Below are 16,041 nucleotides of genomic sequence, written 5' to 3'. Positions count from 1 at the left end.
TTAAACCACTGTTCCTTTTCCGATTACAACCGGATGATTCAGCTCGCCTTTGAGCTTTTTGCCTGCTGTAATTTTTACATCTTTATCACAAATGACATTCTCTAACACGGCCCCCGGACCAATTTCTCCTTTTTGCATGATAATGCTGTTAACAATCCGGGCCCCTTTATGTACTTTTACGCCCCGGAACAAAATGCTGTTTTCGACCTTGCCGGCGATAACCGAGCCATTGGCCACTAATGAATATTGCACAATCGCATCCTGCTGATATTTAGCCGGCGCTTCATCTTTAACCTTAGTATGGATGGAGCCGTTGGCAAAAAAGAGCTCCTGCCACACCTCCGGGTTTAATAGTTCCCGGCTGTGTTCAAAATAGCTCTGCACAGAATTGATACAAGCCAGATAGCCGCTGAACAGGTAACCATACATCCTCAGACTGGCCAGATTTTTAATAAAGCAATCACGGGCTACGTTAGTCCCGCCCCGGGACATGCTGGCATCAATCAGGTCAACCAGCAGCTGGCGGTCAATTAGGTACATTTCCATTGACAGCTTGTTACTGCGCGCATTAACCGGGCAAATCTCCATGTCAATAACCCGGCCGTCACTATCTGTTTCCACCAGGGTCGCATTCTTTAACCGGCTGGTATCACTGCCGTCATATTCTTTGTACAATACCGTGATATCGGCTTTTCTCTCGGTATGAAACCGGAGTACCGACTCAAAATTAATGTTGCAGACCATCCGGCTGCCAGCCAGCAGAACATAACGCTGACGGCTGCATTTGATATAATCAAGATTATTGAAAAAATCAGCTAAGTCATTCGGAAAGGCCCCCTGTACATGGCCGGTCTGCAAGGAGGGTAAAATAAACAGCCCATCCTTTTTGCGGGCCAGATCCCATTCCTTGCCGGAACGGATATGATCCATCAGCGAACGGGAATTACCGGCCGCTAAAATTCCGACATTTGTGATACCGGAATTAATTAGATTAGACAAAATGAAGTCAATCAGGCGATAACGGCCGGCAAAGGGAATGGCTCCCAGCGGCCGGTAGCTGGCTATTTCCCGGAGCAACTCATCGCTTTCATGCAAATTGATAAGACCCATCATATTCTTCAATAAACTTCCCCTCCTAACTGGTGTATTGCCAGGTCCTATTGCCGGGCCAGCAGGGCGTTGCGCCTGATTCTGGTTTCGCTGTTAATTGTCAGGTTATCACCAATTAAGGTAATACCCGAAAACCAGTGGCTTGCTTCCTCCTCGGCCGTAGTTTCAGCCCCAAGCTGGGCTCCGGCCTCAACCACTGATTTTCTGCCCAAAATAGCTTTGGAGACAATCGTGTTCGCCCCCACAAACGCATAGGGCATAATGATTGAATCTTTGACTTTGGCGCCGGCACCAATCGTTACCCCGGGAAATAATACTGAGTTTTCCACCTCACCAAACACCTTGCAGCCCTCGGCAACCATCGAGCAGACAACCCTGGCCGTAGCGGCTACAAAATGGGGCGGCTGGGCAGGGTTGACCGAATAGATGCGCCAGCTGGGGTCATACAAGTCCAGGGCCGGCTCGTCACCCAGCAGATCCATATTGGCCTCCCAATAGCTCTCTACTGTCCCCACATCCTTCCAATAGTCCTTGAACCGGTAGGCAAACAAACGCTCGCTGCCGGCCAGCATCTGGGGAATTACATTCCTGCCAAAATCATGACTTGACAGACCATTGACCGCATCGGCCGTTAAATAAGCCCGCAGCGCCGGCCAGCTAAATATATAAACCCCCATGGAAGCCAGATTGCTTTTAGGCTTTTTGGGCTTTTCCTCAAACTCGTCAATCCGGTCGTCAGCGGCCGTATTCATAATACCGAAACGGCCGGTTTCGGCCCACGGCACCTCAATTACGGCCACGGTGGCATCGGCCTGCTTACGCTTATGATAATCAAGCATCAGTGAATAATCCATTTTATAAATATGATCACCTGACAGTATCAGCACAAAGGCCGGATCAAACATCTCAATAAAATTGATATTCTGGTAAATGGCGTCAGCGGTGCCTTTATACCATTCCCCGCCTTTTTCCCGGACATAAGGCGGCAGTACATAGACGCCGCCCTTCCGGCGGTCAAGATCCCAGGCACTGCCAATACCGATATAAGAATGAAGCGCCAGCGGCTGATACTGGGTAACCACCCCCACCGTATCAATGCCGGAATTGTAACAATTACTCAGGGGGAAATCAATAATCCGGTATTTCCCGCCAAAGGGCACGGCGGGCTTGGCGAGCTTTTTGGTCAGCACACCCAGTCTGCTGCCCTGGCCGCCGGCTAAAATCATAGCTACACACTCTTTGTTACGCAAAGTGTTCCCCTCTCTCTGTCATCATCCTATTTGTTTTTGCTACGGATTCTGCGCTTTGCAGCACCTGGTTTTAAGTACACCGCCGCCAACGGCGGCAGCGTCAGCACCAGCGAATTGGCTTGCTGCTGCCACGGCTCAGGCTCAGGCTTCAGCTTACCGGGATTACCCTGCCCGGATCCGCCAAAGACGGGATTATCACTATTGAATTCCTCCAGATAATAATCCGCTGCCGGCACCCCGATCCGGTAGCCGTGCCTGACAACCGGCGTAAAGTTTAACACCACAATGACCCAGTCACTGTCTTTTTTGCCTTGCCGTTTAAAAACAAGCACGCTCTGCCGGCTGTCTTCGCAGTCAATCCAGGAAAACCCGTTCCAGTCCTGATCATTCTGCCACAGGGCCGGGTTAGCCAGATAAAAGCGGTTAAGGTTCCGGACATAGTTATGCAGTTTGGCGTGCATATCATATTCCAGCAGATGCCAGTCCAGGCTGTCCTGGTAGTTCCACTCGATAAACTGGCCAAACTCGCCCCCCATAAACAGCAGTTTTTTGCCGGGATGAGCCATCATGTACGCGTAAAAAGCACGCAGATTAGCAAATTTCTGCCAATAATCGCCAGGCATTTTCGCTAACAATGACCGCTTGCCATGTACTACCTCATCATGGGACAAAGGCAGAACAAAATTTTCCGAAAAAGCATACAGGAAAGAAAATGTTAGCAGGTTATGCTGGAACTGACGGTGTACAGGTTCAAGCTCCATATAGCGCAGCATATCGTTCATCCAGCCCATATTCCATTTAAAGTTAAAACCAAGGCCGCCAACAGAGGTCGGTTTAGTGACCAGCGGCCAGACCGTCGAATCCTCAGCAATCACCAGGGCTTGCGGATAGCTGGCGAAAATCGCCTCATTCAGGCGCCGCAGAAACTGGATACCCTCCAGATTCTCAGTGCCGCCATGGCAGTTAGGTGCCCATTCTCCCTCCTCCTTTCCATAATTAAGATATAGTATATTGGCAACAGCATCAATTCTGAGGCCGTCAATATGATAAACATCCAGCCAGAATATGGCATTGGAAATCAAAAAGCTCATGACTTCAGGCCGGCCGAGATCAAAGTTAAGCGTTCCCCAGCCGCGATTCTCGCTGCGGCCGGCGTCAGCGTATTCATAGAGGGCGGTACCGTCAAAGCGGGCCAGGCCATGAGCATCTTTACAGAAATGGCCGGGCACCCAGTCCAAAATAACGCCTATCCCCTGTTGATGACAATAGTCGACAAAATACATGAAATCCTCAGGGGAACCATAACGGCTGGTCACCGCATAATAACCGGTGGCCTGATAGCCCCACGAACCATCAAAGGGATGTTCCGCCACAGGCAAAAGCTCAATATGGGTGTAACCCATGCTCACGGCATAACCGGCTAAAGCCGGCGCCAGCTCCCGGTAGGTCAGGCGCTGCCTGTCGGCCCCCAGTTTCCAGGAGCCTAAATCAACCTCATAAATGTTTAGCGGCTGCTCATATGCAGACTGCTTGGCCTTCGCAGCCCGCCACTGCTCATCCTGCCAGACATGCCTGCCCAGGCCGGCCACTGTAGAGGCGGTCTTCGGCCTAAGTTCGGCCGAGAAAGCAACAGGATCGGCTTTATGCAGAATCTCGCCGCCGGCGGTTACAATCTCGTATTTATAGATATCACCAGCTTTCAGTTCGGCTATGAACAAACCCCAGATGCCACATGTGCTCAGTTTCTGCAGGGGATGGCGGCTGCCATCCCAGTTGTTGAAATCGCCAATAATCCCAACCCGCTGCGCATGAGGTGCCCATACGGCAAACCGGACCCCGGCCAGGCCATTCTCATTGACTACATGTGCCCCCAGCAGGTTATAGCTACGGTAGTTGGTCCCTTCATGAAACAAAAATAGTTCCTGATCACTCATCCACGCCGTATTCATGCAACTCCATCCTTTATCTGGTAATTGTAAAATGATGGCAATATTTTTTTTAGATACATTCGCTACCGGCATGGAAAATTCCTGTTAGCTAATGGTGATTTTCCTAAGTTGTTGCCATTATCCGGCAAGACTTACCTGTATTGGCGCTTCACAGGCTTCTGACTGCCGGTTAACGGTCACCGTAATAATGCCGTTCCGGTCACTGCCGGCGGCGTCTTTACGCACAACCGTATTGGCGGTAACAATGGCCCCGTTGACAGTCACGCCGCTTTCCAGCCGGACCTGAGGCAGCACAACCGAATCTGTAACCCGGGCGCCGGGACCGATATAAACCCCCGGAAAAATAACAGAGTTCTCCACTTCCCCCAAAATAATGGCGCCGCCGGCAATTAACGAGCACCGGACGCAGGCCTCCAGGCCGTGATAATGGGGAGGCAGGCTCAGGCTTGGTGAATACACCGGCCACTCATCACCAGTCAGCCTGATTTTGGGGTCATCCCCCAGCAGGTCCATATTGGCCTCCCAGTAACTGTCCACGGTACCAACATCCTTCCAATAGCCAGGAAAACGGTAAGCCTGCAGGCGCAGCCTGGCCGCTAACATGCCGGGAATGATATCCCTGCCAAAATCATGGCCGGACTCCTTATTAGCCGCATCAGACAACAGATATTGTTTTAATACTTTCCAGGAAAAAATATACACCCCCATGGAGGCCTGAGTACTTTTGGACTGACAGGGTTTTTCGATAAAATCCGTAATGCGGCCGCCGGCTGCTGTTTCCACAATACCAAACCGGCTAACCTCACTCCCGGGCACCTCAATGACCCCCATAGTAACATCAGCCTGGCAGAGCTTATGATATTCGAGCATTGCGGCATAATCCATCTTATACACATGGTCGCCTGACAGCACGGCCACATAGCCCGGCTCATACTGTTCAATGAACTCTTTATTCTGAAATACAGCATCGGCGGTTCCCGCATACCACCGGCGGCCTTGCTCCCGGGCATAGGGCGGCAAAATATGCACGCCACCGTCACGCCGGTCAAGGTCCCAGGCACTGCCGTTCCCGACATAGGCATGGAGCGCGAAAGGCTCATACTGGGTCAGGATACCCACCGTATCCAGGCCGGAATTACGGCAATTGCTTAACGTAAAATCGATAATGCGGTATTGACCGCCAAACGGAACGGCCGGCTTGGCCAAATCTTTCGTCAAGGCCCCCAGCCGTGTCCCCTGCCCGCCCGCCAGTATCATAGCAATCCATTCTTTATTCCTCATTGTCCCCTCCTTGAAAAGTCGCCCAAATAGCAGATATAACTACTTTATGCAAGACGGGTACCGCCTAGAACAGGAATCCCCCCTTTGACTCAAGGGGACGGTTCTCTTGAGTCAAAAATCAGACAACTCCACCTAGTCACCGCTCAGGATCTGCTGGTGGACTCGCAGTATCTTCTGCCCATACGTTGTCCCGGGAACAGCCCATTTGCCGTTCAGGTCAGTCCAGGTACGGGCCTGGCCAAACCTGTCCGTCCGTTTGACAAGCTCATAGCGCGGATCGACGATTGCCAGCGCCGGCGGCCTGATCGAGGCATAAGCCAGCAGGTGCTGGACCTGGGCCCTAACGCCAATTTGCGCCGTCGGAAACCAGGCGCCTTTTACCCCGCCCCCGGTTGTACCCAGCCCGCAATAATTATTCTGCAGCGGTAAAACATCGCCGCCATAGCGGAAATGGCCGGTCTCATGGATCGCCTGGGCCAAGGCCGCATCCGGCCTGATTCCCTCTAAGCGGCTCTCCTGATAAAAATGACTGATAAGCTGCTCGACAGATACCGTTAACAACGGCATACGCCCCCGCTTACGCAAATAAGCAACACACTGCTCCTGCGTCGCCAGTGGTTCACCCATAATTGACAAGTCAATAAAAAGCGGGGCCTTCAACTCTACCGGCAGCTCCTTCGCCCAAACCGGGTGAGGAAACAGCAGCAGCAGCACTAAAATGAAAAACAAATCACCCCAAACTATTAGTCTTATAAGTCTGCCTCCCCACCTGCACCTTAAAGCAGCATAACCTATCTTAGTCTCTTACCCCGGTCTTTATTCATGCCTGCGCAGAAACCGGCCCGGGACGGTAGGGAAAAGGACCCAATCCCTGCCAGGTCAAGGTTGGGTCCTTTTATCATTGCTTTAATTATTGCTATGATTGGCGATGCCAGTGGCCGGGTTGCTCGCTGTCGGCCTGGGCGGCCTTATTGGTTAAGGCACTTTTCGCCGCAGAGCTATTGGCAAAAGCAGCGACCAGCCTCCCGGCTACCCGGACATTGGCTAAGCCGGCAGGACCGCCAATGCAGCCACCAACGCAGGACATCCCCTCCAAGAAATTAGCTTCCAGGGTACCGGACCGGATTTGTTTAAGGGCATTAGCACACTCGTCAAGGCCTGCAGTACTATGGGCTTTGACTGTTACTGCCGGCGCAAGACCGGCGACTGCGGCCTGAACCGCGTTGGCAACCCCGCCGGCACAGGCAAAAGCGTTGGCCGTGGTGGAGGCAGCTGATTGAAACTCGCTGTCGTCCAGTGTGCTTATATCAATACCTTTGCCGGCCAGCATCGCATCCAGCTCCTCAAAAGTAAGGACAAAGTCCACCAGCGCCGAATTGCGGCGGGCTTCTGATTTTTTGGCGATACAGGGTCCAATAAACACAATAACCGCCTCAGGATTACTATTTTTTATAATTTGCGCCATGGCCAGCATGGGCGAAACTGTCGATGATATGCAGTCCGTCATATCGGGAAAATGCTTTTCAACAAGAGCCACAAAAGCCGGACAGCAAGAAGAGGTCATATAGGGCCTTTGCGCAGGTACTGTTGCCAGAAACTCGTTTGCTTCCTTGATACTTACAATATCGGCACCGTAAGCTACCTCCTGGACGGCATGAAAACCAAGCTGCCTAATGGCATTAATCAGCTGCCCCGGTTTCGTCCTGGCGCCAAAATGCCCGGCAAAGGCTGGCGCCAGAATAGCGTACACTTGTTTACCTGACTTAATCTGCTGAATAACCTGAACTACAAGCGACCGGTCACTAATCGCGCCAAAAGGGCAGGCCTCCCGGCAGGCGCCGCATTCGACGCATTTATCCTGATTAATGACAGCCTTGCGGTCACTGCCGGCAATAATGGCCTTAACTGCACACACCCGTTCACAGGGCCGGCTGATTTCGATAATAGCGCCATACTGGCAGGACTTCTTGCATAAACCACATTCTACACAGCGGGTTTTATCAATATAGGCCCGGTTTTGCACCACCAGTATGGCCTTTTTAGGACAGCTGTTAATACAATTATGCGCCAAACAGTTACGGCAGGCATCAGTCACCAAAAACTTATCAATCGGACACTGATCACAGGCTTCAGGCAATACATGGATAAAAGGCATATCCTCTATCTCGCCGGCCAGAGCACCGGCAGCGGCTTCCGCCTGCGTAAGCTCCAAGGATTGGCTTAATGTGAGATTAATACGCTGACGCAATACGGCCCTCTCTTTATGTATACAACAGCGATATCTGGGGCCGGCCTCCGATACAATGGTGTCCGGCATACTGCCGATATCCTTGTCTAAGCTGCCGTTATAAGCCATTCTGGCGATTTCAGTTAAAACCTTGTTGCGGATTATGACAACCTCGGTAACCTGTGATATTGCCATAGTAATAAATTCCTCCTCGCATCGTATAGGGTTTATAAATTGTGGTAATGATTGCGGCAAATAATCAAAAAATATTGCGATAGCGGCTAACCTGTTTAAGGTCCCTGGCAGCCTGGCAGCTGCCGGTTTATAAACAGGGCCGGTTGTGAAAAGACGACACAATGAGTATTTTCTAAGGCATCCCTACCATTCGTTACTTTATTAAACTTATTATTTTATAACACTTACTAAATATTATACGCATTTGCGGCCAGCGTGTAAAATGTTTTCCCTCTAAATATTAAGCAGTCTAAGCCGCCAGTAAAATTCGCCGGCAGGCTGCCAGCCGCTGCCAACAACAAGTGCCGACGGGATGCATCATTACTTTCCATTTTTTACTGACCATTATAACCGTCCCGTATTTCGGACACAATAAGGTCGGAGGGATGCCTAACATGAACGAAGTCGTATGTATGAGCTGTCATAATTGCCTGCCGGACGATTTATCTGCCTGTCCCGGCTGCGGCAGCGAGCTTATCTTAGCCGGTGACAGCAAAAATGTAATCGACCGCTTACAGCCTAATTGCCTTATTCACCGTTATGAAGGTTCAGACTTGTTGGAACCTGCTGTTATCCTAAAGGAAACTAAACTTAATTGTAAGGTTGCCACCAAGCTCAAAGAATACGCTAAACCGGTAACGATCCCCAAAGCCAAAGTATATGCTTTTGATCAAAAAATCCTCGGCACAATTCAGGCTCTGAGAAATGAGCGTTCGGCTACGATCCACCGGTATGACCAGCTCATTCAGACTCATTGGCAAAATTTAAAGCTACACTAAAATGATTTTTTGCGCACCATAATTAACGCGCTACCTCGTAATACTGCAATAATTCACTGACCGTTACCAGCTGGTAGCCCAGGGCCTGCAGTTTGTCAATAATGATCGGCATGGCCTGCGGCGTAGGCAGCGGATACTGGCCGTCATGCATAAGGATAATGCTGCCAGGCTGCACATGCTCAAGCACTGCTTTTACCACAAGGTCCACCGGCCCCTGCCGCCAGTCACCGGTATCAACTGACCAGAGCACCGTCGTATACCCCCGGTCCCGCGCTAACGCCACAATACCATCGTTGTACGCCCCGTCAGGCGGTCGAAACAGGGTCGGCTTGGGGGCTACCGGCTGCAGCACTGTTTCCAGGCGTGCGAACTCCTCCGCCACCTCGGCGGCGGTCAACCTATTCAGACGTCTGTGGCTGTAGGCATGAGATGCTATTTCATGCCCGTCTGCCACTGCCTGGGCAACGATTTCCGGATGAGCCTCAGCATTGGCCCCTAAAACAAAAAAGGTCGCTTTGACCTGCTTCTCTTTCAGCACCCTCAGTATTTCCGGTGTTGTTTTATAATGGGGTCCATCATCAATAGTGATTGCCACGACCTTGTGCGTAGTTGGTATTTTTCTGATCACCCGGCTTTTATCGTCAAATACATGAACAGCCTGGTACAAAGCACTGCACAGTAAGCCGATAGCCAGCACGGTTATACTAAAAAAGCTGCGGCCCAACCTCTTCCTTTTGTCCATGAGAGCCCCCTTCTCTTTAACAAGGTTCTTCTTGATACTACGCCTGCAGCCGGTAATATATGACTAAATGGGTATGACCGGCGTGGTTGAGCAATATACTAATATAGCTGATTAAAAGGGGGTATTCCATGGGCTGCCTGATTTTACGCTCTGCCGCCTTAAGTCTACTACTGCTCTGCACGGTTGTTACCGGTATTGCGCTGGCGGCACCGCCGGTATTGTCTGCCCAGGGGGCGATTTTAATGGATTTTAAAACCGGCCAGGTGCTCCATGACCGCAATATAAACAAAAAGCTCGCGCCCGCCAGTACGACTAAAATTATGACTGCGATCATTGCTATCGAAAGCGGGCGCCTGGATGAAACCGTTCATATCAGTGCTGCCGCTGCCGGTACCAGCGGCTCTTCACTTAATCTCTATCCCGGTCAAATTATTACTCTCCGGGAGTTGGTCACCGGCCTGCTGCTCCGCTCCGGCAATGATGCCGCCGTAGCAATTGCCGAGCATCTTGCCGGTTCTGTTACTGGTTTTGTGGAAATTATGAACAGGAAAGCGGCCAGCATCGGTGCAGTCCATACTCATTTCAGCAACCCCCATGGCCTTTCAGCCCCCAACCATCTGTCCACAGCCTTCGATTTGGCCTGGATCACCCGGTATGCCTTGAGCAACCCGACCTTCGCCGAGATCGTGAGTACGAAGGAAACAAATATAGAATGGCTTGACAGAAAAGGAAAAAGTCAGGACCGGAATCTCCGTAATACCAACAAATTGCTGTGGATGCTGGAGGATGCCGATGGTGTAAAAACAGGGACCACCAATCGCGCCGGACCATGTTTGGTATCCAGTGCAACGCGGGGCAACCAAAAGCTTATTGCCGTCGTATTAAATGATCATTCGCGCTGGTTTGACTCGATGCAGCTCTTAAAGTATGGTTTTGATGCTTTTGACTTATATGAATATGCGGAGCAGGGAACGATACTTACCTCACTGCCAGTGGAAAACGGAATGACCGGGATGGTTGACGCCATTGTCGAGGCCCCGGGCTCGCTGGTAATAAGTACTGAAGATTACACGGCAGTAACAGTGGAGGTTGATTTACCGGAAAAAATAAAAGCCCCGGTATATCAGGGCCAGAAAATCGGCGAGATTATATTTTATATACAGGATAAAGCGGTAAAAACTGTCGACATTATCGCCGGCAATGCCGTTGAAGAAAGCACTATAAGCAAAATTCTGCTCCGCCACTGGCTGGATACCATGAGGCGGTTATCCAGCTGGGGGGTATTATAACAGGCTAAACTATACCGGCTTCCGGTAGAAAAATGGCAAATAATGCTGAAACCCAATATCCCGGAAGTTCAATATCGCCTCAGTCCCCCCTACAAACAACACCCCGCCGGGTTTAAGCGCGGTAAAAAAGCGGCGGTACAGCCCGTCTTTGGCTTCTTCGGTAAAATAGATGACAACATTCCGGCACAGGATAAGGTCAAACCCTGATTCAAATTTATCAACCAGGAGGTTATGTCGCTGAAAATCAATCCGCGCCTTAATATCATCCCCAATAGTAACAACGCCGTCGGCCTGCTTAAAATACTTATTGAGCCGGGCCGGCGGTATATTTTTCAGCTCATTGGTTGTATAAACCCCTAGCTTGGCTTTGGCCAGCATTTCAACATCAAGATCTGTCGCCAGAATACGATGTTTGCTGTAGGGAGTGAGCTCATTGAGCATAATGGCCAGCGAATAAGGCTCAGCCCCGATGGAACAGCCGGCACTCCAAATGGTAAGCTTGGAACTTTGTTTTAACAGATCCGGAATAACCCTTTTCTCCAGTTCATCAAACTTTTCCGGTGTCCGGAAGAATTCGGTAACATTGATGGTGAGAAAATCAATAAACTCTTTATACAGTTTGGGGTTAGCCTCTATCTTGCCAAAAAAATCCAAATATCCCTTGGCCCCATGGCGGCTCATCATGTTGCCGATACGCCGCTGCATTTGCGCCGGCTTGTAGTCGTTAAGATTAATACCTGATTTAACATGAAGCTTCTGTTTAAACAGCTCCCAGTCTTTGTCGCTCATGGAAACCCCCTGTTATTGCGATATGCTGATTTACAATTTGATTCAATGGTAAAATTCGACATGATACGGCAGTTTTCCTACCTCTAGCTGCTTGCTTATTTAATCCCTGTACCTATTAACAAAAAAAGATCAGGTTAGGCTTTGCTTGAACAGCAAGTCTAACCTGATCCGGTCAATCATTCCATCTTTTATTACGCTAATATTTGTTCTACCGGCGTAACAGGCAGATTATGGGCCTCGGCGACCCCTTTAAAAACTACCTTGCCAGCATATACATTGAGGCCTTTGGCTAAGCCGGGATCATCCTTTAGGGCCGCCTTCCACCCCTTAGTGGCAATCTGCAGGGCATACTCAATAGTAGCGTTGGTTAAGGCAAAAGTTGATGTACGGGCAACAGCGCCCGGCATATTCGCGACCGAATAATGAACAACGCCGTACTTCACGTAGGTCGGGTCACTGTGGGTCGTTACCCGGTCAATTGTTTCCACAGATCCGCCTTGATCGATAGCCACATCAACGATAACTGAACCGGGTTCCATCGACTTAACCATTTCCTCGGTAACCAGTTTGGGGGCTTTTGCACCAGGCAGCAGAACCGCCCCCACCAGCAAATCAGCTTTTTTAACCCAGCCGGCAATATTGTAGCTGTTCGACATAACCGTAGTGACCCGGCCGCCAAAGATATCATCAAGGTAAGCCAGCCGCTCATTCGATTTATCAATAATCGCAACCCGGGCCCCCATACCGACAGCCATTTTAGCTGCGTTTGTCCCCACAACGCCACCGCCGATAATTACGACCTGAGCCGATTCAACGCCAGGTACACCGCCTAACAGGACTCCCTTACCGCCAAAGGGCTTTTCCAGACAATGCGCCCCGACTTGCACAGACATCCGTCCGGCCACTTCACTCATCGGCGTCAAAAGCGGCAGGGTGTGATGACGCTCAATCGTTTCATAGGCTATACCAATTACTTTTTTGTCCAGCAGTGCTTTCGTCAATTCCGGTTCAGGTGCCAGATGCAGGTAGGTGAAAAGTATTTGCCCCTCATGGAACAGCTCATATTCCGGCGCCAGCGGCTCCTTGACCTTCATAATCATTTCCGCCTGATCAAACAGTGCTTTCTTATCAGCAATAATCTGCGCCCCGGCTTTTACATAGCTTTCATCAGAAAAACCGCTGCCGACACCGGCACTTTGCTCAACAAGCACTGTATGCCCGGCCTTTTTCAGCATTTCCGTACCTGCCGGCGTCAGGGCCACCCGATTTTCATTGTTTTTAATCTCTTTAGCTACACCAATAATCATATACTTGGCCTCCTTATAAATGATATGCCAAACCAAATTTTTCTCACATGCATTGTTAATGCAATTGTTATGCCAATAATTATTTGTGTGGTTTTGCCGGAAGCATCTTCTGGTATGCCCTGCTATAAAACCAGCAGGATCAACAAACCGCCACTATCGGCATTTATCAGCAAACTCACTGCTGGAAACTTATGTTTCCATTACCATGGTACTAAACTGTGCCATTTGGAAATATTAGTTTCCAAATATTTTTGTTTATTGTATACATGTTATCTAGTACTGCTGATATCCCGGCCCTTACTATCCAGCTTGTTCCAGCCACACAGATAATATGCGGCCACAAGCAGCGCCAGCCAAATAGGCCCTACAATCATCGCCACTAACGTATCCGGGTCGAAACACATAACAACGGCCACAAAGGCCAGAAATGCGAGGCAAACCCAGTTAAGCACCGGATAACCGGGCATCGGGTATTTTAAATCAGTCTGCTGTTCAGGCGTCAGTTCCTGCCGGAATTTGAGCTGCACCAGGACAATAATAGCCCACACCCACAGGGCCGCAAAGGTACCAACACTGGTTACATAAGTAAATACCTTGCCCGGAACCAGGTAATTTAAGACAACGCCAATCAACAAAAACATGGCTGAGACTAGAATACCGTTCATCGGCACTTTACGACTGCTCAGCCTGCCAAAAAAACCAGGTGCCCGTCCTTGCAGCGATAAATTATAGAGCATGCGGCCTGTACTGAAAATTCCACTGTTACAGGAAGATAACGCCGCCGTCATAACAACAAAGTTAATAATCCCGGCCGCAGACCGTATCCCCAGCTTCTCAAAGGTTAATACAAACGGACTGCCGATAGACCCCAGCTGATTCCAGGGATAAAGGGACATAATGACAAACAAGGCGCCAATATAGAAAATCAGAATTCGCCAGAAAACTTTGTCAATTGCTGCCGGCAGCGTTTTCTCCGGGTTCTTGGCTTCGCCTGCCGTCACCCCGACTAGTTCAATGCCTACATAGGCGAACATAACCATAACCAATGCCATAATCATGCCCGGCAGGCCTTTGGGCGAAAAGCCGTCATAAGCCCACAGATTAGAGATACCGATCGGTATGCCGCTGTTGCCGATACCGAAAATAATCATGCCTAACCCGGCTACAATCATAATAACGATTGTAATAATTTTGATAAGAGCAAACCAAAACTCAAACTCACCATACGCCGCTACCGCAATCAGGTTGACAGCCGTCATACATAGCAAGGCCGCCAAGGCCGGAACCCACTGCGGCACCTCGGGAAACCAAAACTGCATATACACGCCGACAGCCGTAATCTCGGCCATACAGGTGACAACCCACATAAACCAATATGTCCAACCGGTCAGATAACCGGCCATGGGCCCCAAAAATCTGTTAGCATAGGCGCTGAAGGAGCCTGATACCGGATAGGCCACAGCCACCTCGCCCAGGGCGCGCATAATGAAAAATATGATAATACCACCAAGTAAATATGTAATCATCAACGCCGGACCGGCAGTTCTTATCGCTGAGGCCGACCCTAAAAACAGACCGACGCCAATTGCCCCGCCAAGGGCAATTAGCTGAATATGGCGTTCTTCCAACCCGCGGTGCAGTTCTTCATGCATTCCATCTTTCTTAGACACGCTTTCTCCTCCTTCATTTTACCAACTACAATAAGCCTCTCTTGGTTCACCTCCACAAAATGAAGTACATTCACCCACTATGTATCCCTCGCACAAACTATGCCAACGTTCTAAATAATAATCAAAGGGAGACAGAGGCCTTTTTCCGCTTATCTGGAAACATATATTTACAATTAATGGTATTTTTGGTTTCCAGCTGGAAATCTATATTTCCAAAAAATGCAATTTAAAAAGCCCCGGCATCGGACTTATGATCATGTCCAATCGCAGGGGCTTCGTGCCGTTCACAATTTTCAGGTGGTTTTATAAACCCGCGGTACCCGCTTACTTACCATACATACTAACTCGTAATTGATTGTGCCGATAGCGGCCGCGACCTCATCTGCCGGCAATTCAGGAGTACCAAACAAGGTTGCCGTATCACCGGCCTGAACAGCAGGTATGCTGCTGACATCAACCATGCACTGATCCATGCAGATTCTGCCAACCAACGGGGCCCGGCAGCCGTGGATAAGAACATCCGTTTTGCCTGATAACAGCCGCGTCCAGCCATCAGCATAACCGATTGGCAGTGTGGCAATGCGGCGTTCAGACCGGGCGGTATAGGTCCGGCCATAGCTGATGCTCGTTCCCGCCCCGACAGTTTTAACATGCGCCACCTGCGCTTTAAGCTGCATAGCCGGAGTCAGGGCAAGGCTGCGCTTACTTTCGGCCGAGGGCCACAAGCCGTATAAAATAATGCCTGGCCTCACCATATCCAGATGGGTCTCCGGCATTTCCAGCGTAGCTGCACTATTTGCCATATGCCGGATCGGCACCGTAATGCCGCTGGCCCTTATTCGCTGCAGCGCCGCCTCAAAATTAGCGTACTGCTCTTGGGCATAGGTTTTATCAACAGCATCGGCTGTTGCAAAATGCGAGAAAACCCCCTCCAGCTCTACACCCGGCATATTGGCAACCGTACTGGCAAATTCTCCGGCCGCTTCGGGCAAAATGCCGATTCGCCCCATGCCTGTATCAACTTTTATATGGACTTTTACCGCCTTGCCGGACTCAACGCCCGCAGCCGCTAACGCCTGAACGGCCTCTAGCGAATACACGGTCTGGGCAATATTATAAGCGGCAACTGTCCGGGCCTGGTGCGGCGGCGTATAGCCAAGCACCTGAATAGGCACGGAAAAACCGGCCTGCCTAAGCTCAATAGCCTCGCTCAGGAGAGCTACCGCCAACCGGTCTGCACCGGCAGACAAAACGGCCCCGGCCACAGGTACCGCGCCATGCCCATAAGCATCGGCCTTAACCACAGCACAAAATTTCACCTGCGGCTTAAGGCTGCCTTTTATCAATGCAACATTTTTTTTGACAGCAGACAAATCGATCTCGGACCAGACCGGACGCTCAAACATGATTATTT

The 16,041-nt window shown here is 50.2% G+C and carries 13 protein-coding genes; 2 read left to right on the top strand and 11 right to left on the bottom strand.

From position 1 onward, the window contains the following. The 6 genes from glgD to SPTER_RS22980 form a co-directional block, all read right to left on the bottom strand. A complete protein-coding gene (gene glgD / locus SPTER_RS23005) occupies positions 1-1,113 on the bottom strand; it encodes a glucose-1-phosphate adenylyltransferase subunit GlgD (RefSeq protein WP_246105651.1) in 1,113 nt (370 codons plus the stop codon). A gap of 44 nt (positions 1,114-1,157) precedes the next feature. Next, entirely contained in the window at positions 1,158-2,360 is a 1,203-nt protein-coding gene (locus SPTER_RS23000; protein ID WP_144352516.1) for a glucose-1-phosphate adenylyltransferase, read from the bottom strand. Between the two features lie 26 nt (positions 2,361-2,386). Beyond that, complete coding sequence (glgB, locus tag SPTER_RS22995) at positions 2,387-4,309, bottom strand: 1,4-alpha-glucan branching protein GlgB (protein WP_144352515.1); 1,923 nt, start codon at positions 4,307-4,309, stop codon at positions 2,387-2,389. Positions 4,310-4,426: 117 nt separating this feature from the next. Then, positions 4,427-5,590: a glucose-1-phosphate adenylyltransferase gene (locus tag SPTER_RS22990; protein ID WP_144352514.1), complete on the bottom strand. Its 1,164-nt coding sequence runs from the start codon at positions 5,588-5,590 to the stop codon at positions 4,427-4,429. Positions 5,591-5,722: 132 nt separating this feature from the next. Then, a complete protein-coding gene (locus SPTER_RS22985; RefSeq protein ID WP_246105406.1) occupies positions 5,723-6,319 on the bottom strand; it encodes a glucosaminidase domain-containing protein in 597 nt (198 codons plus the stop codon). Between the two features lie 187 nt (positions 6,320-6,506). Then, on the bottom strand, positions 6,507-8,012 hold the full coding sequence (locus tag SPTER_RS22980; protein ID WP_246105405.1) for a 4Fe-4S dicluster domain-containing protein: 1,506 nt from the start codon (positions 8,010-8,012) through the stop codon (positions 6,507-6,509). A gap of 434 nt (positions 8,013-8,446) precedes the next feature. On the opposite strand from SPTER_RS22980, the gene SPTER_RS22975 reads away from it, so the two are divergent. Next, entirely contained in the window at positions 8,447-8,830 is a 384-nt protein-coding gene (locus tag SPTER_RS22975) for a hypothetical protein (protein ID WP_144352513.1), read from the top strand. Positions 8,831-8,852: 22 nt separating this feature from the next. On the opposite strand, the gene SPTER_RS22970 is transcribed toward SPTER_RS22975, so the two are convergent. Then, positions 8,853-9,572 (bottom strand): polysaccharide deacetylase family protein, encoded by a 720-nt coding sequence (locus tag SPTER_RS22970; RefSeq protein ID WP_144352512.1) that lies wholly within the window; start codon positions 9,570-9,572, stop codon positions 8,853-8,855. Between the two features lie 128 nt (positions 9,573-9,700). Between SPTER_RS22970 and SPTER_RS22965 the strand changes: the two genes are divergently transcribed. After that, positions 9,701-10,861: a D-alanyl-D-alanine carboxypeptidase family protein gene (locus tag SPTER_RS22965; protein ID WP_144352511.1), complete on the top strand. Its 1,161-nt coding sequence runs from the start codon at positions 9,701-9,703 to the stop codon at positions 10,859-10,861. 9 nt (positions 10,862-10,870) lie between these two features. Here SPTER_RS22965 and SPTER_RS22960 read toward each other — a convergent pair whose 3' ends face one another. The 4 genes from SPTER_RS22960 to alr form a co-directional block, all read right to left on the bottom strand. Continuing rightward, a complete protein-coding gene (locus SPTER_RS22960) occupies positions 10,871-11,650 on the bottom strand; it encodes a CheR family methyltransferase (RefSeq protein WP_144352510.1) in 780 nt (259 codons plus the stop codon). A gap of 191 nt (positions 11,651-11,841) precedes the next feature. Beyond that, positions 11,842-12,957 (bottom strand): alanine dehydrogenase, encoded by a 1,116-nt coding sequence (gene ald, locus SPTER_RS22955; protein ID WP_144352509.1) that lies wholly within the window; start codon positions 12,955-12,957, stop codon positions 11,842-11,844. A gap of 269 nt (positions 12,958-13,226) precedes the next feature. After that, on the bottom strand, positions 13,227-14,609 hold the full coding sequence (locus SPTER_RS22950) for an amino acid permease (RefSeq protein ID WP_144353051.1): 1,383 nt from the start codon (positions 14,607-14,609) through the stop codon (positions 13,227-13,229). A gap of 311 nt (positions 14,610-14,920) precedes the next feature. Next, positions 14,921-16,033, bottom strand: a complete 1,113-nt coding sequence (gene alr / locus SPTER_RS22945) for an alanine racemase (RefSeq protein WP_144352508.1) — start codon at positions 16,031-16,033, stop codon at positions 14,921-14,923. Positions 16,034-16,041 lie beyond the last annotated feature (8 nt).

The sequence above is a fragment of the Sporomusa termitida genome (assembly GCF_007641255.1).
Classification (GTDB): domain Bacteria; phylum Bacillota; class Negativicutes; order Sporomusales; family Sporomusaceae; genus Sporomusa; species Sporomusa termitida.
The sequence above is the reverse complement of the archived record's forward strand: the minus strand, read 5'-3'. Positions and strand labels throughout refer to the sequence as shown.